The following is a 21,021-nucleotide window of genomic DNA, read 5'->3' as shown; positions in this document are numbered from 1 at the left end:
CTTTCAGCGCGAGGGTTGGGAGGCGGCCTCGTGCGGCGCGTCTTCGGATTCGGTCACGCCGATGAGCTCGGACTCGGCAAGCCGGCCTGCCAGCAGCGCCACGAACTCGGTCGCGATGAAGACCATGGCGATGGCCGAGAAGAACACGCCCGCGCCGTAGAACCAGGCCATGGAGACCTCCATGACGGCACTGGTGCTCTCGCGGTTGATCTGCATCTGCGTCCAGGAGCCCTGCAGCATGAAGAAGCACAGCATCAGCATCAGCAGGTGGCTGGCGCCCAGGCACAGCTTCTTGCCCAGCCGCGGCAGCCGCGACACCAGCGTGTCGGTGCCCAGGTGCTGGTGCGAGCGCAGCGCCACCAGCGCGCCCAGAAAGGTCATCCACACGAAGAGCCAGCGGGAGAGCTCCTCGGAGATCAGCAGGCCATCGTTGAAGCCATAGCGCAGCACTACGTTGCCGAACACCATCACCACCATCAGCGCGAGGCAGACGACCATGGCGAAGGAGAAAAACCGGCACAGCCGATCGAGACAGTTCCCCCACATACACGCTCCTTGAAGAAGGGCGGAGTTTGTACGAACTGGTTAGTTTTGCGCTCCCGGAGAAACCCGGGGGCAGGGGGCGGCGGTCAGGGCGCGCTGACGAAGCGCACCACCATGTCGATCACGCTTTCCCGGCGGTGCGCCATGTAGGCGGCGGAGGTGGTGTCGAGCTTGAACAGAGCCCCGAATGTATGCCGGTTCGAGACGTTGAAGAAGCTCAGCGCGGAAATCGAGGCATGGATGTCCACCGCGTCGAGCCCGGGCCGGAAGACGCCGCTGGCGAGGCCCCTCGCATATAGCCGCTCGATGGCCGCAATGGCCGGCACGTTCAGTTCCTGGATGCGCTGCGAGGCGGCAATGTACTGGCCGCGGTGGATGTTCTCGCTCATCACCAGGCGGATGAAGCGTTCGTGCTGGAGGTGGTGGTCGAAGGTGAAGGCCACCAGGCGGCGCAGTGCGGTCTCGGGCTCCAGGTCCTCCAGGCGCAGGTCGGCCTCGATCTCGCGGACCTGCCGGTACGACTCTTCCAGCACGGCAAGGTACAGGCCCTCCTTGCTGCCGAAGTAGTAGTAGATCATCCGCTTGCTCGTCTGCGTCAGCGCGGCGATCTCGTCGATGCGGGCCCCGGCCAGGCCCTTCTCGGCAAACTCCTCGGCCGCCACTTCAAGGATGTTGGCGCGCGTGCGCTCCGGATCGTTGGTGCGGCTGGCGGCCGCCTTGGCGGCAGGCTTCGCGGCGGCACTGCGGCGCACACGCGAATGGACGAGTTCGTTCATTTTTTCAGTATAGGGCGCGGCCCTGCCTCGGCGAGCGAACGTAGACTGGGCCAGGAACACCATGGCCAGCGACGCCCCTCCCGCTTCCTCGCGCGACAGCCGCCACCGCCCCGGCTGGCTGCCCGTGGTCGACCCCGCGCGCTGCACCGGCTGCGGCTGGTGCGTGGCGGCCTGCCCACCGCATGTGCTCAGTCTCGATCGCCGCGACTGGAAGAAGCAGGCGGTGCTGCACGGCGCGCCCGCCTGCACCGGCTGCAGCGACTGCGCGGTGGTGTGTCCTTTCCATGCCATCGCCATGCGGCGGGTGGCTCCGGCAGGTACGCAGCCGGACGCGCCGGTTGAGCTGGATCAGCGCAGGTCGCCGTCCACGTAATACCAGCGGCCGTCTTCGTGCACGAAGCGGCTGCGCTCGTGCAGGCGCGAAGCCCGGCCGGAGGCATCGCGCGAGCGGGCAACGAACTCCACCTCGGCCCGGTCTGCGCCCATCGGCAGGTGCGCCCGCACATCCAGTCCCAGCCATTGCACCGGGGGCGATTCGGCCAGCTGCAGCGTGGCTGGCCGTGTTCGCGGATGCCAGGTGGCCAGCAGGTAGGCCTCATCGCCCAGGCCATAGGCGGTGTAGCGCGAGCGCATGAGCGTCTCGGCATCGGACACGCGCGCGGCGCGCTCGTCGGCAGGCGCCTGCGCATCGGCCAGGAAGCGACCGCAGCAGTCGGCGAAGGTGATCCCACGGCCTCGCGCCTTGCGGCCGCAGGGGCAGGGTTGCGAGGACGCGGGCATGGTCGGAAGAATCAGGAATAGACAGGGCCGGCGGCGGCACCACCGGCCTCCAGGCAGGGGCCGACGGCGCGCACGATGGCGGCCCGCAGCGCAGCCGATGGCACGGGCTTGTACAGCAGCTGGAAGCCGGCCGCCTCGACCTGCGCGCGGTCGGCCTGCGCGGTCTCGCCGGTCACCACGACCACCTCGCGCACCTTGCCCAGGCCATGGAGCGTGCGTGCCGCGGCCAGGCCCGACAGGCCCTCGCCCAGGCGAAGGTCGCTCAGCAGCAGGTCGAAGCGACCGGGCAGCGCCAATGCCTCGCCAGGCGAGGCGGCGACCACCACGTCGTGGCCCCAGCCGCCCAGCAGCGCACGCATGCCCTCGCGCACCGGCGCCTCGTCGTCCAGCACCAGGATGCGTGCCGGTGCACAGGGCGGCAGCGCTTCGGCGGCGGGCGCCTCGGGCAGCGGCGCCGCGGCCGCCAGCCACAGCGAGAAGGTGCTGCCCCGCCCGGGCGCGCTGCGCAGTGCGATGCGGCTGCCCAGCGTGCGCGCCATGCTGGCCACGAGCGCCAGTCCGAGCCCCAGGCCGCGCGAGCGGTCGCGCCCCGGGTTGTCGACCTGGAAGAACTCCTCGAAGACCTGCTCGCGGTGCTCCAGCGCAATGCCGATGCCGCTGTCGCGCACCTCGATGCGCCAGCCTGCCTCGCCGTCCTGCATGCACGCACGCGCCGCCATCAGCACGCTGCCCTGGGCGGTGTACTTGAGCGCGTTGTCCACCAGGTTGGCGAGCAGGCGGGAGAGCATCTGCGCATCGGCCTTCACGCGGGCCGCGGTGGGGCGCGCCCGCAGCCGCAGCCCCTTGGCCGCGGCCGCCGTCGCGAAGCGCCCATGGAGCGCGTCGAACAATTCGCCCAGGTCCACCGGCGCCAGTTGCACGGCCACGGCACCGCGGTCCAGTTGCGCGATGTCGAGCAGCGCATCGACCGAGCCGCGCAGGGCCTCGATGCTGCCCTGCATATGGCGCACGGCGGCCGGCGCGGCGGGCCGGCCGCCTTCCAGCGCATCGATGAAGACGGCCAGGGCATGCATGGGCTGGCGCAGGTCGTGGTTGGCTGCGGCAAAGATGCGCGCACGCTGCGCCGCCAGCTGGGCCACGCGGTCGAGCTCGGTCTGCAGCGCCTCGGCCAGACGCGCGTTCTCCAGGCCGGACTCGATGGCGCCGACGATCAGCAGGTTCTGCTTGCGGGCGTAGTGCAGCGTGGCCAGCAACTGCGACAGCGCGAGCACGCCCATCAGCACGGCCGGGCCGCCCTCGCCAGCCGTCATCAGCCGGACGGCAATGCTCAGGTACAGCGGCACGCCGAAGCACAGCGTGGCCAGCCACCATTGCGCCAGCGCGGCGATGGAGACGCTCGCCACGCCACTGATGAAGAAGTACTGCAGCAGGATGAGCGCCAGGTCGCCGCGCGGAAAGAACAGCCACGGCGCCGCGGCCCAGACGAGCCCCGGCAGCAGCATGCGCCACTCCAGCCGGCGGCGCCAGCGTGCCGCGTCCGCGGTCCGGAAGGTGGCCGGGTCCACGCCGTGCAAGTGGCGGTACATGTGCCACTGCATGCCGTGGACCATCGCGGCCCAGACATAGACGCCGGTCTGGCGCGTGAGCACCGCGAAGCTGATCCAGAAGACGGCCGCCGTGAGCGCCGCCACGAAGGGCGTGTCCCGCGTGTCGAGGATGTAGGCCCGCGCCAGCGTGAGGTCCACGCGCGCATCGGCATGGGGCGCATCGCCCCACCATCGCCGCAGCCGTTGAAGCCTGTCGCCCGTCATCCGGGCAGGATAGCAGCGGCCTGCGACGACGCTGCGATGCTCAGGCCAGCGCGCGCTGGATCAGCAGCTTCTGGATGTCCGAGGTGCCTTCGTAGATCTGGCACACGCGCACGTCGCGGTAGATGCGCTCCAGCGGAAAGTCCTTCACGTAGCCATAGCCGCCCAGCGTCTGGATGGCGGCGCTGCACACGCGCTCGGCCATTTCGCTGGCGAAGAGCTTGGCCATCGCCGCCTCCTTGAGGCAGGGCTGGCCCGCATCGCGCAGGCTGGCCGCATGCCAGATGAGCTGGCGCGCGGCCTCCAGTTGCGTGGCGCAGTCGGCCAGGCGAAAGCCCACGGCCTGCTGGTCGAAGATCGGTCCGCCGAAGGCGGTGCGGTCCTTGGCGTACTGCAGCGCGAATTCGAAGGCGCTGCGGGCCATGCCCACGCTCTGCGCGGCGATGCCGATGCGCCCGCCTTCCAGCGCGCCCAGGGCGATCTTGTAGCCCTCGCCCTCGGCCCCGATGAGGTTCTCGGCCGGGATGCGGCAGCCGTCGAACTGGATCAGCGCGGTGTCGCTGCTGTGCTGGCCCAGCTTGTCCTCCAGCCGGGCCACCGTGTAGCCGGGCGTGTCGGTGGGCACGAGGAAGGCGCTCATGCCGCGCTTGCCGGCAGCCTTGTCGGTCATGGCGATGACGATGGCCACCTGGCCGTTCTTGCCGCTGGTGATGAACTGCTTGGTGCCGTCGATCACCCAACATTCACCATCCTTCCTGGCCGTGGTACGCAGGCTGCTGGCATCGCTGCCCGCCTGCGGTTCTGTCAGGCAGAAGGCGCCCAGCATGCGGCCCTGGGCCAGGGGCTCCAGCCATTGCCTCTTCTGCTGCGCGTTGCCGTAGCGCATCAGGATGGCGTTGACCGGGCAGTTGGTGACGCTGATGGCCGTGCTGGTCCCGCCGTCACCGGCGGCGATCTCTTCCAGCACCAGCGCGAGCGTGAGGTAGTCCAGGCCGGCGCCGCCGTGCTCTTCCGGCACGCAGATGCCATAGGCGCCCAGTTGCGCCAGGCCCTGGTGCACGTCCTTGGGGAAGTGGTGGTCGCGGTCCCACTGCGCGGCATGAGGCCACAGCTCGGCCTGGGCGAACTCGCGCACCGCGTTGCGGATGGCTTCCTGGTCGGGGGTGAGCAGCATGGGTCGTGTCTCCTGTCGTTGTCGTGTGCGTAGGGCCCGGTGCCCGGCGGGTCAGGGGCCGGGCCGGCCTTCCTCGTCGAGCTGGGTGCGGTAGCGGGCCAGCATCTGCTCCTGCGACTCGGCCGCGGCCGCATTGCTCATCTGGTCGTGGATCATCTGGTTGAGCGTGGGCAGGGCCGAGCGCGGTCCCCATGTGCTCGCATCCCACAGCTGGGAGCGCATGAAGGCCTTCGGGCAGTGCAGGTAGGCCTCGTGCACCTGAACCTCGACCACCAGCCTGGGCCGCTGGCGTTCGGTGTCGAACAGGCCGGTGAACTCGGGCTCGTCACGCAGGCGCGCGCGCCCGTTGACGCGCAGCGTCTCGTCCACGCCGGGCACCAGGAAGATCAGCGCGATGCGCGGATCGGCCAGCAGGTTCTCGAAGGTGTCGAGCCGGTTGTTGCCGCCCGAGTCGGGCAGCAGCAGCGTGCGTCCGTCCTCACTCGTCTTGACGAAGCCGGGTGCGCCACCGCGCGGCGAGGCATCGAGCAGCGCGCCATGCACGCCGCCGCTGGCCAGCACGCAGAAGGGCGACAAGGACACGAAGCGCCGGCCGTGCACGTCCAGGTGATCGAGCTGCTTGCGCAGCGCGCGCTCGCCGGGGGCGGCATAGAGCGCGCGGAGTTGTTCGGCGTTCTGGATCATGGCGGCGTGCGCTTCAGCGGCCTGCGCCAAGGTCCATGATGAGCCGGGTCGCCATGTACAGGCGGCGCGGGATCGCGTCGATCTGCACGTACTCGGCCTTGTCGCTGTGGTAGTTGAAGCCCGGCAGGCCCAGGCTCTCGATCACCGGCTTGCCGGCCAGCGCGGCGTAGGCCGCATCGGTACCGCCGCCGGAGCGTTCCTCGACCACGAGGCTGCCGCCGGCCTCGGTGTAGTAGCCCATGGCCTTGTCGATCAACACCTTGCCCGCCTCGCCGGCGTTGAAGGCCGGCCGGCCGCGGGTGACCAGCACCTGCACCTCGGCATTGGGCAGCTTCTTCTTCTGCGCGCGGGCCTCCAGCTCCTTCATGGCCGCCTCGAAGTCCTCGTTGCGGGCGTAGCGCACGTCGGCATTGAGCGTGGCGCTGTCGGGAATGATGTTGGACACGGCGCCGGCCTTGGCGATGGTCCAGTTGAAGCGCAGGCCGCGGGCCTTGTCGTCGATGTCCATGGTGCGCAGCACCAGGTCCGAGGCCTCCACCAGCGCATTGACGCCCAGCTCGGGCGCGGCGCCCGCGTGCGAGGCCTTGCCCTTGATGTTGACCTGCACATAGGCGATGCCCGAGGTGCCCAGCGTGAAGCCTTCCTTGATGGCCGACGAGGGCTCGAAGGACAGCACGTAGTCGGCCTTGGCCGCCTCCTGCTGGATCAGGTCGCGCGAGCCGAAGGAGCCTTTCTCCTCGTCGGTGTTGAACAGCACCGTGATGCTGCCGAAGTCCTGGAAGCCGCGCGCCTTGAGCAGCTGCAGCGCATGCAGGATGACCGCGTTGCCGCCCTTGTCGTCGGCAATGCCCGGGCCATAGGCCTTGTCGCCTTCGATCTTGAACGGCGACTTGGCCAGCGTGCCCTTGGGATACACGGTGTCCATGTGCGAGATGAGCAGCAGTCGCTTGCCACCCTTGCCCTTGAGCGTGCCGACGATGTTGTCGCCTACCACCGGCCCGGCCGCCGCGCTGCGCGTGACGGTGAAGCCCAGGGCCTTGAGCCGCTCTTCGAGGTAGGCACCGGCCACCGCCATGCCGTCGGCATTGCCGGTGCCGGTCTCGATGTTGACGAGCTTCTCGAGCGTCTGGACCACGGCCGGCTGCTCGGCCGTCGCGGCCTTGAGCAGCGCCTCGTCGCGGGCATGGGCCGGCGCGGCGGCGAGGAAAGAGGCAGCCAGCAGGCCGGCGAGCAGGGGGCGGAGCTTGAAGGAAGAAGAAGTCACAGGAAGTAGTCGTTCGAGAGAAGAGAAAACGCAAGCGGAGGGCGGCTCGCGCGCCGCCCCAACTGTCACAGCAGTTCGAGTGCCACGGCGGTGCCCTCGCCGCCACCGATGCACAAGGTGGCCACGCCACGCTTCTTGCCGCGCTGCTGCAGTGCATGGATCAGCGTGACCATGATGCGCGCCCCGCTGGCGCCGATGGGGTGACCCAGCGCGCAGGCGCCGCCGTGGACGTTGACGATGTCGTGCGACACGCCCAGCTCGTGCATCAGCGCCATGGGCACCACGGCGAAGGCCTCGTTGACCTCCCACAGGTCCACGTCCTTCACCGACCAGCCAGTCTTGGCGAAGAGCTTCTGCACGGCCCCCACCGGTGCGGTGGAGAACCACTCGGGCTGCTGCGCATGCGTGGCATGGGCCACCAGGCGGGCGATGGGTTTGGCACCGATCTTTTTCGCATGCGCCTCGGTGCTCATCACGAGCGCGGCGGCACCGTCGTTGATGGAAGAGCTGGAGGCGGCGGTGATGGTGCCGCCCTCCTTCTTGAAGGCGGGCTTGAGCGTGGGGATCTTGTCCAGCTTGACCTTGCCCGGGCCTTCGTCCAGCGCGATCACGGTTTCGCCGCCGCGGCCCTTGACGGTGACCGGCGCGATCTCGGCCTGGAACAGGCCGTCGCGGCTCGCATGCTGGGCACGTTGCACGCTGGCGATGGCGAAGGCGTCCTGCTGCTCGCGGGTGAAGTGGTATTTGGCGGCGCAGTCCTCGCCGAAGGTGCCCATGCTGCGGCCAGGCTGGTAGGCGTCTTCCAGGCCGTCGAGCATCATGTGGTCGAAGATGCGGTCGTGGCCCATGCGGTAGCCGCCACGGCCCTTGAGCATCAGGTAGGGCGCGTTGGTCATGCTCTCCATGCCGCCGGCCACCATCACGTCGTGCGTGCCGGCCAGCAGCAGGTCATGCGCCAGCATGGCCGCCTTCATGGCCGAGCCGCACATCTTGCTGAGCGTCACGGCGCCGGCGCTGTCGGGCAGGCCACCCTTGTAGGCCGCCTGGCGGGCCGGCGCCTGGCCCTGGCCGGCCATCAGGCAGTTGCCGAACAGCACCTCGCCCACGGCATCGGGCGCGATGCCGGCGCGCTCGACGGCCGCCTTGATGGCGACGCCGCCCAGGTCGTGGGCGGCGAGCGAGGCGAAGTCGCCCTGGAAGGCGCCCATGGGCGTGCGGGCGGCGCCGAGGATGACGATGGAGTCGGACATGACGGGAGTCTCCTTGTGCAAGTGGGGGTGGAAAGGATCAGGGCGTTGCGGCGGCGGCAGCGCCGAGGGCGTTCGGTGCCGGGGCCGGATCGGCAGCAGCAACGACGGGCATCACGGCGGCTTCATGGTCATCGCTCGCACCGACGTTCCCGCCGCCCTGGGCACGACTGAAGCGCCGCCGCTCGTCGTAGGGAAACACGTCCAGCATGTGGCCGGCCAGGATGCGCTCCTTGTGGCGCTGCCAGAAGGCCGCGTCGAGCAGGTCGGCGTGGTGCGCCATGAAGGCGGCACGCACATGGTCGTTGGCCAGCAGGAAGGGCTCGAAGGTCTCGGGGAACACGTCGCGCGGGCCCACGCTGTACCAGGGCTCGCCACTGAGCTCGTCCTCCTCGCAGCGCGGCGGCGGCACACGGCGGAACTGGCAGTCGGTGAGGTACTCGATCTCGTCGTAGTCGTAGAACACCACCTTGCCGCCACGCGTGAGGCCGAAGTTCTTCCACAGCATGTCGCCGGGAAAGATGTTGGCGGCCACCATGTCCTTGATGGCGTGGCCGTACTCGACCACCGCCTGCGTCAGCTGCTGCTGGGCCCGCTCGGCCGCGGCCGGCGACTCGGGCTGCGCGATCTGCTCCAGGCATTCGGCCAGCAGGATGTTCAGCGGGATCATGCGCCGCTCGATGTAGACGTGCCGGATCACCAGTTCCATCTCGCCATTGCCGTCGCGGTCGCCGATCTCGACCTGGCTGGGCGCGAAGCGCTGCAGCTCATCGACCAGCGCGGGCTCGAAGCGGTCGAGCGGAAAGCCCACCTCGCTGTACTCCAGCGTGTCGGCCATGCGGCCCACCCGGTCGTGCTGTTTGACCAGCTGGTACTTGCGCTTGACCTGCTCGCGCGTGGTCTCCTTGGGCGGCGGGTAGAAGTCCTTGATGACCTTGAAGACGTACGGAAACGACGGCAGGTCGAACACCAGCATCACCATGCCGGGGATGCCCGGCGCGATGCGGAAGCGGTCGCTGCTGTAGTTCAGGTGCGAGAGGAAGTCGCGGTAGAACAGCGTCTTGCCCTGCTTGGCCAGGCCCAGGGCGCTGTAGAGCTCGGCGCGCGGCTTGTGCGGCATGAGCGCGCGCAGGAAGCGCACCCAGGCGCTGGGCACTTCCATGTCGACCATGAAATAGGCGCGCGCGAAGGAGAACAGCATCTGCAGCTCGTCCTCGCCGAACAGGGCCGCATCGATCACCAGGCGCCCGTCCGCACCGTGCAGGATGGGCAGGGCGAAAGGCAGTTCGGTGAAGCCGTTGAGCACACGGCCCACCACGTAGGCGCCCTTGTTGCGGAAGAACAGCCCCGACAGCACCTGCAGCTGGAAGTTGGCCCGCAGCCGCACCGGTCCCAGCGCCGCCAGCACCGCCTTCGCCACCTGCTGCGCATCGCCGGCCAGGTCGGAGAAGGGCACCACCAGGCCGAAGTCCGTCACCAGGCGCATCACGCTGCCGGCCAGCGAGCCGTCCCGCGGGTAGTAGGCGCGGTAGGTGGGCGCGCCCTGCGGCTCGATGTACTCGGTACTGATGGCCGGGCGCACGAAGATGAAGTCGTTCTGGAAGTAGGCCCGGTGCAGGATCTTGATGGTGACCGAGTTGAAGAAACTTTCGGCCAGCTCGGGCTGGTGATGGTCCACCAGCAGGCCGATGTAGTGCAGCTTGACCTGCTGCCACACGTCCATGGGCTGGGTGCCGGCGCTGAACTCCTTCTCGAGCCGGGCCACGGCCTCCGCCACGCGCAGGGCGTAGAACTCGATGCGCTCGCGCTGGGCGCGCTGCTGGCCGGCCCAGTCGGCGGTCTCGAAGCGGTGCTTGGCGCGGGCCGACTCGGCGCGGAACAGCCGGTAATGCCGGTTGAAGCCGTCGATCAGCGCCTTGGCGATGTCGTGGGCGAGCGGCGAATCCAGGCGCTGAGGGGGAAACATGCCGGCTCCGTCGCTCGCCCGTGCGGGCTTACTTGTCCTGTAGCACCGCCTGTGCGCGCGGCTGCGGCGTGGCGGCGGCCGGTGCACTCCACTTGGCACGGATTCGCTGAACCGCCGCCTTGTAGATGCCGTCGAGCGGCTTGGCACCGTCGACGCTGATGCCCAGGTCCTGCAGCAGGCCGTCGTGCACACCGAAGGCCCAGCCGTGGATGGTGACCTTCTGGCCGCGGCTCCAGGCGTCGACCATAACGGTGCTCACCGCCACGTTGACCACCTGCTCGGCCACATTGAGCTCGCACAGCGCGTCGTCGCGCACGGCCTCGGGCAGGCTCTCCAGCATGACGTGATGGCGGTCGCGCACGTCCTGGATGTGGCGGATCCAGTTGTCGGCCAGCCCCACGCGGGTGCCCTTCATGGCCGCCTTGACGCCGGCACAGCCGTAGTGGCCCACCACCATGATGTGCTCCACCTTCAGCAGGTCGACCGCGAACTGGATGGTGGACAGCGCGTTGAGGTCGGAATGCACCACCACGTTGGCCACGTTGCGGTGCACGAACACCTCGCCCGGCTCCAGGCCGGTGATCTGGTTCGCGGGCACGCGGCTGTCGGAGCAGCCGATCCACATGAACTTGGGCGTCTGCTGCTTCACCAGGCTGGTGAAGAAGCCGGGGCGGTCGCGCTCCATCTGGGCAGACCAGGCGCGGTTGTGGGCGAACAGTTCTTGGATCGGGTCGGTCATGTCGGGCATTGTGTCAGTGGGCGGCGCGCTGTCCTACGCGGCGACCTTGGTGGCGGCCTTGCGGGCGCGGGCCAGCGCCGAGCGGCTGGCGGTCTCCTGCGCGCGCACCTCGGCTAGGTTGGCCTGCAGTTCGGCCATCTGCGCCTCCAGCCGCTCGCGGTGGGCGCCCAGCACGCGCAGGAAGGCTTCGAGCTGGGGGACGGTGTCGCGCGGGCTGTCGTACATGTCGAGCACGTCGCGCGCCTCGGTCAGGCTCAGGCCGAGGCGCTTGGCGCGCAGCGTGAGCAGCAGCCGCGCCCGGTCGCGCGCGGTGTAGACGCGGTTGCGGCCCTGGCGCTCCGGCGCGAGCAGGCCCATGTCCTCGTAGAAGCGGATGGCCCGCGTCGTGAGGTCGAATTCCTTGGCCAGTTCGCCGATGGTGAAGGTGGTGTTGGACATGCGAGGGGGATTGCCGCGCCCGGCAAAGGGTCGCGCACCGGTGACAGCGCCATCTGAAGGCGCTGCCTACAATGACCGCAACTCTTACGTTGACGTAAACGTCAATACTAGCCGAGCCGGCCCCCACCGGCAATGCCGCATGAACCTCCTCGAACGCGAACTCCACTACCCCCTGGGCGACGCCCTGCCCGAGCCCGGCAAGACCATCGAGGTCGCACCCGGCGTGCGCTGGATCCGCATGCGCCTGCCCTTCGCGCTGGACCACATCAACCTCTGGCTGCTGCGCGACCGCATCGACGGCCGCGAGGGCTGGAGCGTGGTGGACTGCTGCATCGCCCGCGACGAGGCGCGCCAGCAGTGGGCGCAGGTGTTCGAGACCGAACTCCAGGGCCTGCCGATCCTGCGCGTGATCGTCACCCACATGCACCCGGACCACATCGGCCTGGCGCACTGGCTGTGCGAGCGCTGGAACGCGCCGCTGTGGATCAGCTCCACCGACTACCACGTCGCCCGCGTGCTCAGCACCGCCGGCGATACGCTGGCCGGCGGCGAGGCCGCCGCCGCCTTCTTCGCCACGCACGGCTTCACCGATCCCGAAGCACTGGCCAAGCTGCGCGCCCGCACCAGCTACTACAGCAGCATGGTGCCGGCCGTGCCGGACCGCTTCGTGCGCATGATGGACGGCGACGTGATCCGCATCGGCGACCACGACTGGCGCTGCATCGCAGGCTACGGCCACGCGCCCGAACACATCTCGCTGTTCTGCGAATCGCTGGAATGGCAGGACGAGGCCGGCCGCCATGCGGGCGTGCTGCTGGGCGGCGACATGATGCTGCCGCGCATCTCCACCAACGTGAGCGTGCATGCGGGCGAGCCCGAAGCCAATTCGCTGCGCCTCTTCCTCGACAGCATCGAACGCTTCAACGCCCTGCCCGCCGAGACGCTGGGCCTGCCGGCTCACGGCAAGCCCTTCCGCGGCATCCACCGCCGCGTGGAGCAGTTGCACGAGCACCACCGCGACCGTCTGGCCGAACTGCAGGCCGCCTGCGCGCAGAAGCCGCACACGGCGGCCGAGGCCCTGCCCATCCTCTTCAAACGCGAACTCGATCTGCACCAGATGACCTTCGCCCTGGGCGAGACCATCGCCCACCTGCACTGCCTCTGGTTCGCCGGCCAGCTGCGGCGCGAGCTCGGCGAGGACAAGGTCTACCGCTTCCGCCTGGCCTGAGCGTCGCGGGGTGTGGCGGCCCCTAAACTGCCCCGATGACCGACGACCTCCAACGGCTGCGCGCGGGCGAACTGGCTGGCGCGCGCCGGCTGCGCATCGCCGCCGACCTCGACACCTTTCCCCGCGAGATCTTCGACCTGGCCGACACCCTGGAGGTGCTGGACCTCTCCGGCAACCGCCTGAGCACCTTGCCCGACGACCTGCACCGCCTGCACCGGCTGCGCGTCTTCTTCGCCTCGTCCAACCGCTTCACCGAATTGCCGGCCGCGCTGGGCCGCTGCCCGCAGTTGGAGATGGTGGGCTTCAAGGCCAACCGCATCGCGCATGTCCCCGCAGAGGCGCTGCCCGCGCGGCTGCGCTGGCTGATCCTCACCGACAACGATTTGGCCGAGCTGCCCGCCGAACTCGGCGCGCGGCCCAGGCTGCAGAAGCTGATGCTCGCCGGCAACCGGCTCACCGCCCTGCCCGACCTGCGGCATTGCCAGGCGCTGGAGTTGCTGCGGCTCGCGGCCAATCGCTTCCAGGCGCTGCCTGCCTGGCTGGCCGAGTTGCCGACGCTGTCATGGCTGGCGATCGGCGGCAATGCCTTCAACGCCGCGGTCGAGGAAGCAGCGCGCGGGGGCCGGGCGTCGACCGCCATCGGGTGGTCGACCTTGCAGATGGGCGAATTGCTGGGAGAAGGCGCCTCCGGCCGCATCCATGCCGGCGTGCTGGGCACCGGCGCGTCCGCGCAGGCCGTGGCGGTCAAGCTCTTCAAGGGTGAGGTCACCAGCGACGGCTGGCCGCTGACCGAGATGGCAGCCAGCCTGGCCGCAGGCACACATCCGCGGCTGATCCCGGTGCTCGGGCGCCTGCAGGGCCATCCCGGCGGCACGCAGGGTCTGGTGATGGCGCGCATCGCGCCGCACTACCGCACGCTGGCCGGCCCGCCCAGCTTCGACAGCTGCACGCGCGACGTGTACCCGGCCGATCTTCAGCTGACTGTCGAAGTGGCCCTGCGCATCGCGGCCGACGTGGCCTCGGCGTTGGCCCACCTGCATGCGCGCGGCCTGGTGCACGGCGACCTGTATGCCCACAACCTGCTGTGGCGCCCCGATGCACCCGCCGGTGAAGCGGCCGCGCTGCTCGGCGATTTCGGCGCTGCCGCCTTCGCGCCAGAGGGTGAGATGGGTGAAGTTCTCCGGCGCATGGACGTGCGTGCCTTCGGCGTCCTGCTGTCCGAACTGCTGGCGCACGCAGCGGGCCCGGACGCGCAAGACCAAACCGGGGCCGAGGCGGCCCGAATCTGTGCTCGGGCGTGCATGCACGCAGAGGCCGCTCGACGGCCCACCGCGGCGGACCTGGTTGCCGCCACGGCCCGCTGGGCCGCGATCAGCCCGGCTGCAGCTGGTACAGCCAGGTCTCCGTCAGCGTGACGCCGCCGTTGCGCAGGTAGAGGCGCATGTCCACCGGCTCGTTGTTGCCGGCCGCGGGCGTGAAGTCGAACTGCGCACGCCAGTGGCCGGGCACGCCGTTGGGCACGGCCTCGGTGAAGACGTAAGAAAAGCTGCCGCTCGATGCCGTGAGCACGGCCTCGGGCTTGACGCCGAAGGGAATGTCCTTGAGCGTGCCGCCGACGAACTCCACCATGAACTTGCGCACGCCCTGCGGACGCGGCTGGCCCGGCTGGCCGCCGCGGCCGATTCGCGTCGCCACGCAGCGCGCCAGCGGGCTGGGGAAGGGCTCTTCCGCCTGCCAATACAGGCGGTAGCGCAGGCTGTAGCTGCTGCCCTTGGTGGCGGGCGCGGCCGGCACCCAGAAGGCGACGATGTTGTCGTGGATCTCGTCGTCGGTCGGGATCTCGATCAGCTGCACCGAACCATCGCCCCAGTCGCCGAGCGGCTCCACCCACAGGCTTGGGCGCTTGTCGTACATCACGCCGTCCTGGTAATGGTCGAATGCGCGGTCGCGCTGCAGCAGGCCGAAGCCCTTGGGCGCGCGGTCGTTGAACTGCGAGGCGCGCGTGACGGCCGGATTGTTGAGCGGGCGCCAGATGCGCTCGCCACCGCCCGTCCACAAGGCCAGGCCGTCGGAGTCGTGCACCTCGGGCCGCCAGTCGATGCCGCGGGCGCCCAGCGTCTCGGAGTACCAGTACATCGAGGTCAGTGGCACCAGGCCCAGCCGGCCCACGTCGCGGCGCAGGAATAGGCGCTGCTCGATGTCCATGGTGACCGCCGCCTTGCGCTGCATGACGAAGCGGAAGGCGCCGGTGACGCTCGGACCTTCGAGCAATGCATAGACGACCACCGTGGTGTCGTCCTTCGGCGGCTCGAACCAGAAGCGGGTGAAGTTGGGGAATTCCTCCGGCCGGTCGGGCAGGGCCACGTCCAGCGCGATGCCGCGGGCCGAGAGGCCGTACTGGTAGAGCTCGCCGATGGCGCGGAAGTAGGAGGCGCCCAGAAAGGCGACCCAATCGTTCTTGCGCCAGTCCAGCTTGGCCTGGTCGCCCAGGCGGCTTTCCTGGAAGCGGAAGCCGGCAAAACCTGCGCCGTCGGGCAGTTGCCTGGCGGGACTGTCGGCCGGCATGTCGAAATAGGCGGTGTCGTAGACGATCTCGCGCGAGAACACATCGCCGCCCGCGTTCTCCAGCACATGCATGTGCACCGGCACCTGGAAGAAGCGGCCCAGGTGGAAGAAGGTGACCGGGAAGGCGCCCGGCCCGTCCTTGAACAGCGCGTAGTCGGTGTCGAAGCGGATCTTGCCGTGGGCGTCGTAGTCGATGCGCTCCAGCACCTCACGCGGCAGGCGATTCTCCTGCGCATAGGGGCGGCCAGCCAGCGCCTGCGCGTCGGCCACAAGGTCATCCCATGAGAAGGGTCGCGGCTGGCTCAGCTGCAGGGCCTTGGCGTTCTGTGCGGAGGCGGGCCGGCCCAGAAGACCCAGGGCGAAAGCGGCGGCGCCGGAAGAGACGAAGGAGCGTCGATCGAGCATAGGCAAGGAAGGTCGTTGTTCTTTTAAAGGTCGTAACCATACCGCGCTCCGGGATTCCCCTTATGTCGGAAATGCGCTTCGATGCATCCGGTTGCGTTTGGCGCCTTGGCGACGGTCCCGCGCGGCAGGCGCTCTTAAGCTGCGCCACCGAAGGAGACAGACACGCACATGGACACCTCGAACCTCTTCTCGCTCAAGGGCCGCACGGCCCTCGTCACCGGCGGCTCGCGCGGCATCGGCCGCATGATCGCCGAGGGCTACCTGGCGCAGGGCGCCCGGGTCTACATCTCGGCCCGAAAGGCCGATGCCTGCGACCAGACGGCGAAGGAGCTTTCGGCGCTGGGCCACTGCGTCTCGCTGCCGGCGGACGTGTCGACGATGGAGGGCGTGCAGGCGCTGGTCGCCGCCTATGCGAAGCACGAGGATTCGCTGGACATCCTGGTCAACAACGCGGGCGCGGCCTGGGGCGCGCCGTACGAGGAGTTTCCGGAAAGCGGCTGGGACAAGGTGGTGGACCTCAACATGAAGTCGCCCTTCTTCCTGACGCAGGCGCTGACGCCCCTGCTCAAGAAGGCGGCCACCGACCACCTGGCCAAGGTGATCCACATCGCCTCCATCGACGGCATCTCGGTCAACCCGTGGGAAACCTACTCCTACGCCGCCAGCAAGGCCGGCCTGATCCACCTGACCAAGCGCATGGCGCTGCATCTGGCGCCGCAGCGCATCGTGGTCAGCGCCATCGCCCCCGGCCCCTTCGCCTCCAGCATGAACAAGGAGGCCCGCGACCACGCCGAGGAGGTGGCCGACCGCGTGCCGCTGCGCCGCGTGGGCACACCGGAGGACATGGCCGGCGCCGCCATCTTCCTGGCCTCGCGGGCGGGTGACTACGTGGTGGGCTCCACGCTGGTGGTGGACGGCGGCTGCGCCTGGGGACGCTGAGGCGCCTTGCGGCGGGAGCAGGCCACCCGGGCCGCGGGCGGCCTGTGCCTGCCCCCACAATGCGGGATCGTGATCGACCCTCCGGCGACCCGCTCCGGTCCCGCGCGCGCCCATGACCTCCGTCCGCATCCCGCCCATCCAGTCCCTCCTGGCCTTCGAGGCCGTGGCGCGCCTGCGCAGCGTGACGCAGGCGGCGGCCGAACTGTCGGTCACGCCCAGCGCCGTGAGCCACCGCATCCGTCAGCTGGAGACGCAGCTGGGCCTGAAGCTCTTCGCCGCGCGCGGCGAGTTCCTGCCCTCGCCCGAAGGCGCGGCCTACCTGCTGCGGGTGCGCGAGGCCATGGCGGCGCTGCAGGACGCGCCCCGCCCGGCCCGCCCGGCGCCTGCCGCCACACGACTGCGGGTGGCCGTCACGCCCACCTTCTCGCGCCAGTTGCTGCTGCCCCGGCTGGCGCTGTTCCGGCATGCCTACCCGGACATCGAGCTGATGCTGCAGGTGGCCATACCCATCCACAACGTGACGGCCGAGGAGGCCGACATCGAGCTGCGATTCGGCGTCGGCCCCTTCCCGGACCGGGAGTCGATGCATCTGCTTTCCGACGAGGTGTGCCCCGTCTGCAGCCCCGAGTACCTGGGCGAGGCCGGTCCGTTCGACGGCGACTTCGACACCGAGGCCGAGATCGGCCGCGCGCACCTGATCCGCTCGCCGCTGGAGCCCTGGCGCACCTGGTTCCGCGCCTGCGGCATCGGCCTGCCCGAGCCCGCTTCCGGCAACCAGTTCAACGACCTGGGCCTGGTGCTGGACGCCGCTGTCGCCGGCTTCGGCGTGGCCTTGATGCGGCTCAAGCTGGGCCAGGGCTGGCTGGACAGCGGCCGGCTGGTGCGCCTGTCGCGGCGCAGCGTGCGCTCGCCGCACGACTACTTTCTCTGCTGGAAGCCGGGCACATTGGAGCGCTGGGAATGCGCCGCCTTCGTGGACTGGATCCGGCAGGCGATGCGGGACTGAGCCGACCTGCGCCCTTCTCAGCGCAGGCTGAACCTGTCGAACCACGTCTAGGACCGTTCGGGTTGGGCCAAACCCACGACCGTTCGGGCTGAGACTGTCGAAGCCCCGTCGCGCAGCCTTGCGCCGCGGCAAGCCGTGAAAAAGATTCATGCCCGCCGCGCGTCGTTTTCAGGCCCGCGCCCGCCGCCCGCTCCTACATTGGCGTCACGTCGCACGGCCGCCCCAGTGGGCCGCCGCACGCAGCGCACCGTCCACAACAACACGCAAGGAGACACAGCCATGCCCTGGCAGCAGATCTACGACCCCTTCGGCAACATGTTCATCTCCACCGCCCTCGCGGCGATCCCGGTGGTGGTGATGCTGGCCGCACTCGGCTTCTTCCACATCAAGGCGCACATCGCCGCCGGCATGGGCCTCGTCGCCGCGCTGCTGGTGGCCGTCTTCGCCTACGGCATGCCCGCCGACCTGGCCGGCCGCGCGGCGCTCTTCGGTGCCTTCACCGGCCTGCTGCCCATCGGCTGGATCGTGCTGAACATCATCTTCCTGCATCAGCTGACCGAGCAGAACGGCAGTTTCGCGGTGCTGCAGGATTCGCTCTCGGGCATCACCGAGGACCGGCGCATCCAGCTGCTGCTGATCGCCTTCTGCTTCGGCGCCTTCTTCGAGGGCGCGGCCGGCTTCGGCACGCCGGTGGCGGTGACGGCGGCCATCCTGATCGGGCTGGGCTTCTCGCCGCTGGCGGCCTCGGGCCTCTCGCTGATCGCCAACACGGCGCCGGTGGCCTTCGGCGCGCTGGGCACGCCGGTGATCACGCTGGCCAAGGTGCACGGCTACGACCTGATGGAGGTGACGGCCATGATCGGCCGGCAACTGCCCTTCTTCTCGCTGATGGTGCCCTTCTGGCTGATCTGGGCCTTTGCCGGCCGCAAGGCCATGATGGAGATCTGGCCCGCCATCCTGGTCACGGGCGTGAGCTTCGCGGTGCCGCAGTTCCTGGTGTCCAACTTCATCGGGCCGGAGCTGGTGGACATCATCGCGGCAGTTGTCTCGATGCTGAGCCTGGTGGCCTTCCTGCGGGTGTGGCAGCCCAAGCGCATCTGGACCTCGCCCTCGATGCGCGGCAACGACCCCAGCGCCGCCGAGGCCAAGCCGCCGCAACCGGTGCGTCAGCACAGCCGCGCCGCGCTGGTGCGGGCCTGGATGCCGTGGCTGATCCTGTCGGTGTTCGTCTTCGTCTGGGGCCTGCCGGCGGTCAAGACCTGGCTCAACGGCCTGTTCGCGCCCAGCTTCCCAATGCCGGGCCTGCACAACATGATCGACAAGATGCCGCCCGTGGTGACCACGCCCCACAAGGAGGCGGCCGTCTACGTGCTGAACCTGCTGTCGGCCACCGGCAGCGGCATCCTGCTGGCGGCGGTGCTCAGCGCCCTGCTGATGAAATACAGCCCGGTGGCCATCGTCGGCACCTTCTTCCGCACGCTGTGGATGGTGCGCTACTCGCTGCTGACCATCGTGCTGATGCTGGCGCTGGGCACGCTGACGCGCTTCTCGGGCACCGACACCACGCTGGGCCTGGCCTTTGCCAACACCGGCGTGCTGTATCCCTTCTTCGGCACGCTGATGGGCTGGATCGGCGTGGCGCTCACGGGGTCGGACACAGCGTCGAACGTGCTCTTCGGCGGCATGCAGAAAGTGGCGGCCGAGCAGTTGGGCCTGTCGGCCAACCTGATGGGCGCGGCCAACAGCTCGGGCGGCGTGATGGGCAAGATGATCGACGCGCAGTCCATCGTCGTGGCCTCCACCGCCACCCGCTGGTTCAATCATGAAGGCGATATCCTGCGCTACGTTTTCTTCCACTCGATCGCGCTCGCGGCGCTGGTGGGCCTGTACGTGACGCTGCAGGCGTACGTCTGGCCCTTCACCCTGACCGTGGTCCACTGAACAAGCCGGCCCGGCGCGCGCGTCGCGTACCGGACCCGTCCCTGCGAACAATCCATGACCGTCATCACCAACATCGAAGACCTGCGCGTGCTGGCGCAAAAGCGCGTGCCGCGCATGTTCTACGACTACGCCGACTCCGGCGCCTGGACCGAAGGCACCTACCGCGCCAACGAGGAGGACTTCCACAAGATCAAGCTGCGCCAGCGCGTGGCCGTCAACCTGGAGAACCGCAGCACCGCCACCTCCATGGTCGGCGCGCCCGTGAAGATGCCGGTGGCCATTGCGCCGGTGGGCCTGACGGGCATGCAGCATGCCGATGGCGAGATCCACGCGGCACGTGCGGCCGAGAAGTTCGGCATTCCGTTCACGCTCTCGACCATGAGCATCTGCTCCATCGAGGACATCGCCCAGAACACGTCGGCGCCCTTCTGGTTCCAGCTGTACATGATGCGCGACCGCGACGCCATGGCGCGCATGATCGACCGCTGCAAGGCCGCGAAGTGCAGCGCGCTGGTGCTCACGCTCGACCTGCAGGTGATCGGCCAGCGCCACAAGGACCTCAAGAACGGCCTGACGGCGCCGCCACGGCCGACGCTGAAGAACATCCTCAACCTGGCGACGAAGCCGCGCTGGGTCATGGGCATGGCACAGACGAAGCGTCGCACCTTCCGCAACCTGGTGGGCCATGTGAAGGGCGTGAGCGACATGAGCTCGCTGGCCGCCTGGACCAACGAGCAGTTCGATCCGCGCCTGTCGTGGGCCGACATCGAATGGGTCAAGCGGCAGTGGGGCGGCAAGCTGATCCTGAAGGGGATCATGGTCGAGGAAGACGCCCGCATGGCCGCCGACACCGGCGCCGACGCCATCGTGGTGAGCAACCACGGCGGCCGCCAGCTCGACGGCGCGCCCAGCAGCATCTCGGCCCTGCCGGCCATCGTGGACGCGGTCGCCCACCGGCTGGAGGTGTGGATGGACGGCGGCATCCGCAGCGGCCAGGACGTGCTCAAGGCCTGGGCCCTGGGCGCGCGCGGCACGATGATCGGCCGCTCGATGGTCTATGGTCTGGGCGCGATGGGCGAGGCGGGCGTGACGCGCGCGCTGCAGATCATCCACAAGGAGCTGGACACGACCATGGCCTTCTGCGGGCACACGCAGTTGCAGAACGTGGACCGGAGCATTCTGTTGCCGGGGACGTATCCGGTGGCTTGAGGTTGGGGGCTCAGGGTCCTGGATGTGCCTGGGGCCTCCTAGCCTCCTGGCCTCCTGGCTTTCTGGCTTTCTGGCTTTCTGGCTTTGAGGCGCCGCTTCAACAAGGGCCGGGCAGGTTTCGTCGTGGACGATGGTCCGGCCCTGGTGCCGGTGAGGGCGTGATGGTCGATCGGCTGGCATGAGCGCCCTGCAATCTCAGGAGGGCGTTTGCTGGTGGGCGGCCGTCTTGCACCGGCTCTCGCAGTGCACCCCCACGTCTCCCGCGCGGCGGGGTCGGGGCCTGGGGGCCGCGGGCGATTTCTGAAAAAG

At 69.2% G+C, this 21,021-nt stretch carries 19 protein-coding genes; 7 read left to right on the top strand and 12 right to left on the bottom strand.

The annotated features are described in order from the left end of the window. Positions 1-3: 3 nt before the first annotated feature. Together QZ772_RS04435 and QZ772_RS04430 are read right to left on the bottom strand one after the other, a co-directional pair. On the bottom strand, positions 4-498 hold the full coding sequence (locus tag QZ772_RS04435) for a TRAP transporter small permease (RefSeq protein WP_295523430.1): 495 nt from the start codon (positions 496-498) through the stop codon (positions 4-6). A gap of 131 nt (positions 499-629) precedes the next feature. Beyond that, positions 630-1,319, bottom strand: coding sequence for a TetR/AcrR family transcriptional regulator (locus QZ772_RS04430; protein ID WP_017758820.1), 690 nt, complete (start codon positions 1,317-1,319; stop codon positions 630-632). 61 nt (positions 1,320-1,380) lie between these two features. Between QZ772_RS04430 and QZ772_RS04425 the strand changes: the two genes are divergently transcribed. Beyond that, positions 1,381-1,692, top strand: a complete 312-nt coding sequence (locus QZ772_RS04425; RefSeq protein WP_295523427.1) for a 4Fe-4S dicluster domain-containing protein — start codon at positions 1,381-1,383, stop codon at positions 1,690-1,692. Here QZ772_RS04425 and QZ772_RS04420 read toward each other — a convergent pair. From QZ772_RS04420 to QZ772_RS04380, 9 genes are all read right to left on the bottom strand, one after another. Next, complete coding sequence (locus tag QZ772_RS04420; protein WP_295523425.1) at positions 1,668-2,099, bottom strand: YchJ family metal-binding protein; 432 nt, start codon at positions 2,097-2,099, stop codon at positions 1,668-1,670. The genes QZ772_RS04425 and QZ772_RS04420 overlap by 25 nt on opposite strands. A gap of 11 nt (positions 2,100-2,110) precedes the next feature. After that, positions 2,111-3,910, bottom strand: coding sequence for a hybrid sensor histidine kinase/response regulator (locus tag QZ772_RS04415; protein ID WP_295523422.1), 1,800 nt, complete (start codon positions 3,908-3,910; stop codon positions 2,111-2,113). A gap of 40 nt (positions 3,911-3,950) precedes the next feature. Then, positions 3,951-5,081 carry an acyl-CoA dehydrogenase family protein gene (locus QZ772_RS04410; protein ID WP_295523420.1) on the bottom strand — a complete coding sequence of 377 codons (1,131 nt, stop codon included), beginning with the start codon at positions 5,079-5,081 and terminating at the stop codon, positions 3,951-3,953. A 51-nt stretch (positions 5,082-5,132) separates the two neighbouring features. Further along, positions 5,133-5,765 (bottom strand): pyridoxamine 5'-phosphate oxidase family protein, encoded by a 633-nt coding sequence (locus QZ772_RS04405; RefSeq protein WP_295523418.1) that lies wholly within the window; start codon positions 5,763-5,765, stop codon positions 5,133-5,135. 13 nt (positions 5,766-5,778) lie between these two features. Then, complete coding sequence (locus QZ772_RS04400) at positions 5,779-7,029, bottom strand: glutamate carboxypeptidase (protein WP_295523416.1); 1,251 nt, start codon at positions 7,027-7,029, stop codon at positions 5,779-5,781. A gap of 65 nt (positions 7,030-7,094) precedes the next feature. Next, positions 7,095-8,279 (bottom strand): acetyl-CoA C-acyltransferase, encoded by a 1,185-nt coding sequence (locus QZ772_RS04395; protein WP_295523413.1) that lies wholly within the window; start codon positions 8,277-8,279, stop codon positions 7,095-7,097. 37 nt (positions 8,280-8,316) lie between these two features. Continuing rightward, positions 8,317-10,242, bottom strand: a complete 1,926-nt coding sequence (gene aceK / locus QZ772_RS04390; protein WP_295523411.1) for a bifunctional isocitrate dehydrogenase kinase/phosphatase — start codon at positions 10,240-10,242, stop codon at positions 8,317-8,319. Positions 10,243-10,270: 28 nt separating this feature from the next. Next, complete coding sequence (gene can / locus QZ772_RS04385) at positions 10,271-10,981, bottom strand: carbonate dehydratase (RefSeq protein ID WP_295523409.1); 711 nt, start codon at positions 10,979-10,981, stop codon at positions 10,271-10,273. Positions 10,982-11,014: 33 nt separating this feature from the next. After that, positions 11,015-11,419 (bottom strand): MerR family DNA-binding transcriptional regulator, encoded by a 405-nt coding sequence (locus QZ772_RS04380; RefSeq protein WP_295523408.1) that lies wholly within the window; start codon positions 11,417-11,419, stop codon positions 11,015-11,017. A gap of 139 nt (positions 11,420-11,558) precedes the next feature. Here QZ772_RS04380 and QZ772_RS04375 point away from each other — a divergent pair, with 139 nt between their 5' ends. After that, positions 11,559-12,647: an MBL fold metallo-hydrolase gene (locus QZ772_RS04375; RefSeq protein ID WP_295523406.1), complete on the top strand. Its 1,089-nt coding sequence runs from the start codon at positions 11,559-11,561 to the stop codon at positions 12,645-12,647. Positions 12,648-12,682: 35 nt separating this feature from the next. Then, positions 12,683-14,062, top strand: coding sequence for a leucine-rich repeat-containing protein kinase family protein (locus QZ772_RS04370; RefSeq protein WP_295523404.1), 1,380 nt, complete (start codon positions 12,683-12,685; stop codon positions 14,060-14,062). Here QZ772_RS04370 and QZ772_RS04365 read toward each other — a convergent pair. Then, positions 14,019-15,617, bottom strand: a complete 1,599-nt coding sequence (locus QZ772_RS04365) for a glucan biosynthesis protein (RefSeq protein ID WP_295523402.1) — start codon at positions 15,615-15,617, stop codon at positions 14,019-14,021. The genes QZ772_RS04370 and QZ772_RS04365 overlap by 44 nt on opposite strands. A gap of 168 nt (positions 15,618-15,785) precedes the next feature. On the opposite strand from QZ772_RS04365, the gene QZ772_RS04360 reads away from it, so the two are divergent. The 4 genes from QZ772_RS04360 (at position 15,786) to QZ772_RS04345 (ending at position 20,712) form a co-directional block, all read left to right on the top strand. Then, positions 15,786-16,556: an SDR family oxidoreductase gene (locus tag QZ772_RS04360; RefSeq protein WP_295523400.1), complete on the top strand. Its 771-nt coding sequence runs from the start codon at positions 15,786-15,788 to the stop codon at positions 16,554-16,556. 112 nt (positions 16,557-16,668) lie between these two features. Beyond that, a complete protein-coding gene (locus QZ772_RS04355; RefSeq protein WP_295523398.1) occupies positions 16,669-17,562 on the top strand; it encodes a LysR substrate-binding domain-containing protein in 894 nt (297 codons plus the stop codon). A gap of 279 nt (positions 17,563-17,841) precedes the next feature. Further along, entirely contained in the window at positions 17,842-19,503 is a 1,662-nt protein-coding gene (locus QZ772_RS04350) for an L-lactate permease (RefSeq protein WP_017760114.1), read from the top strand. Positions 19,504-19,557: 54 nt separating this feature from the next. After that, positions 19,558-20,712 carry an alpha-hydroxy acid oxidase gene (locus QZ772_RS04345; protein ID WP_295523395.1) on the top strand — a complete coding sequence of 385 codons (1,155 nt, stop codon included), beginning with the start codon at positions 19,558-19,560 and terminating at the stop codon, positions 20,710-20,712. Positions 20,713-21,021: the final 309 nt, after the last annotated feature.

It is taken from the genome of uncultured Pseudacidovorax sp., assembly GCF_913773995.1.
Lineage (GTDB): Bacteria > Pseudomonadota > Gammaproteobacteria > Burkholderiales > Burkholderiaceae_C > Xenophilus.
The sequence above is the reverse complement of the archived record's forward strand: the minus strand, read 5'-3'. Positions and strand labels throughout refer to the sequence as shown.

Excerpts from the sequence above, each read along its gene's own strand:
- QZ772_RS04375 (WP_295523406.1), top strand. The coding sequence starts at position 11,559 with ATGAACCTCCTCGAACGCGAACTCCACTACCCCCTGGGCGACGCCCTG.
- QZ772_RS04365 (WP_295523402.1), bottom strand. The coding sequence starts at position 15,617 with ATGCTCGATCGACGCTCCTTCGTCTCTTCCGGCGCCGCCGCTTTCGCC.
- QZ772_RS04420 (WP_295523425.1), bottom strand. The coding sequence starts at position 2,099 with ATGCCCGCGTCCTCGCAACCCTGCCCCTGCGGCCGCAAGGCGCGAGGC.
- QZ772_RS04410 (WP_295523420.1), bottom strand. The coding sequence starts at position 5,081 with ATGCTGCTCACCCCCGACCAGGAAGCCATCCGCAACGCGGTGCGCGAG.
- QZ772_RS04430 (WP_017758820.1), bottom strand. The coding sequence starts at position 1,319 with ATGAACGAACTCGTCCATTCGCGTGTGCGCCGCAGTGCCGCCGCGAAG.
- QZ772_RS04435 (WP_295523430.1), bottom strand. The coding sequence starts at position 498 with ATGGTCGTCTGCCTCGCGCTGATGGTGGTGATGGTGTTCGGCAACGTA.
- QZ772_RS04425 (WP_295523427.1), top strand. The coding sequence starts at position 1,381 with ATGGCCAGCGACGCCCCTCCCGCTTCCTCGCGCGACAGCCGCCACCGC.
- QZ772_RS04350 (WP_017760114.1), top strand. The coding sequence starts at position 17,842 with ATGCCCTGGCAGCAGATCTACGACCCCTTCGGCAACATGTTCATCTCC.
- QZ772_RS04380 (WP_295523408.1), bottom strand. The coding sequence starts at position 11,419 with ATGTCCAACACCACCTTCACCATCGGCGAACTGGCCAAGGAATTCGAC.
- can (WP_295523409.1), bottom strand. The coding sequence starts at position 10,981 with ATGACCGACCCGATCCAAGAACTGTTCGCCCACAACCGCGCCTGGTCT.
- aceK (WP_295523411.1), bottom strand. The coding sequence starts at position 10,242 with ATGTTTCCCCCTCAGCGCCTGGATTCGCCGCTCGCCCACGACATCGCC.
- QZ772_RS04405 (WP_295523418.1), bottom strand. The coding sequence starts at position 5,765 with ATGATCCAGAACGCCGAACAACTCCGCGCGCTCTATGCCGCCCCCGGC.
- QZ772_RS04370 (WP_295523404.1), top strand. The coding sequence starts at position 12,683 with ATGACCGACGACCTCCAACGGCTGCGCGCGGGCGAACTGGCTGGCGCG.
- QZ772_RS04355 (WP_295523398.1), top strand. The coding sequence starts at position 16,669 with ATGACCTCCGTCCGCATCCCGCCCATCCAGTCCCTCCTGGCCTTCGAG.
- QZ772_RS04345 (WP_295523395.1), top strand. The coding sequence starts at position 19,558 with ATGACCGTCATCACCAACATCGAAGACCTGCGCGTGCTGGCGCAAAAG.
- QZ772_RS04415 (WP_295523422.1), bottom strand. The coding sequence starts at position 3,910 with ATGACGGGCGACAGGCTTCAACGGCTGCGGCGATGGTGGGGCGATGCG.
- QZ772_RS04360 (WP_295523400.1), top strand. The coding sequence starts at position 15,786 with ATGGACACCTCGAACCTCTTCTCGCTCAAGGGCCGCACGGCCCTCGTC.
- QZ772_RS04395 (WP_295523413.1), bottom strand. The coding sequence starts at position 8,279 with ATGTCCGACTCCATCGTCATCCTCGGCGCCGCCCGCACGCCCATGGGC.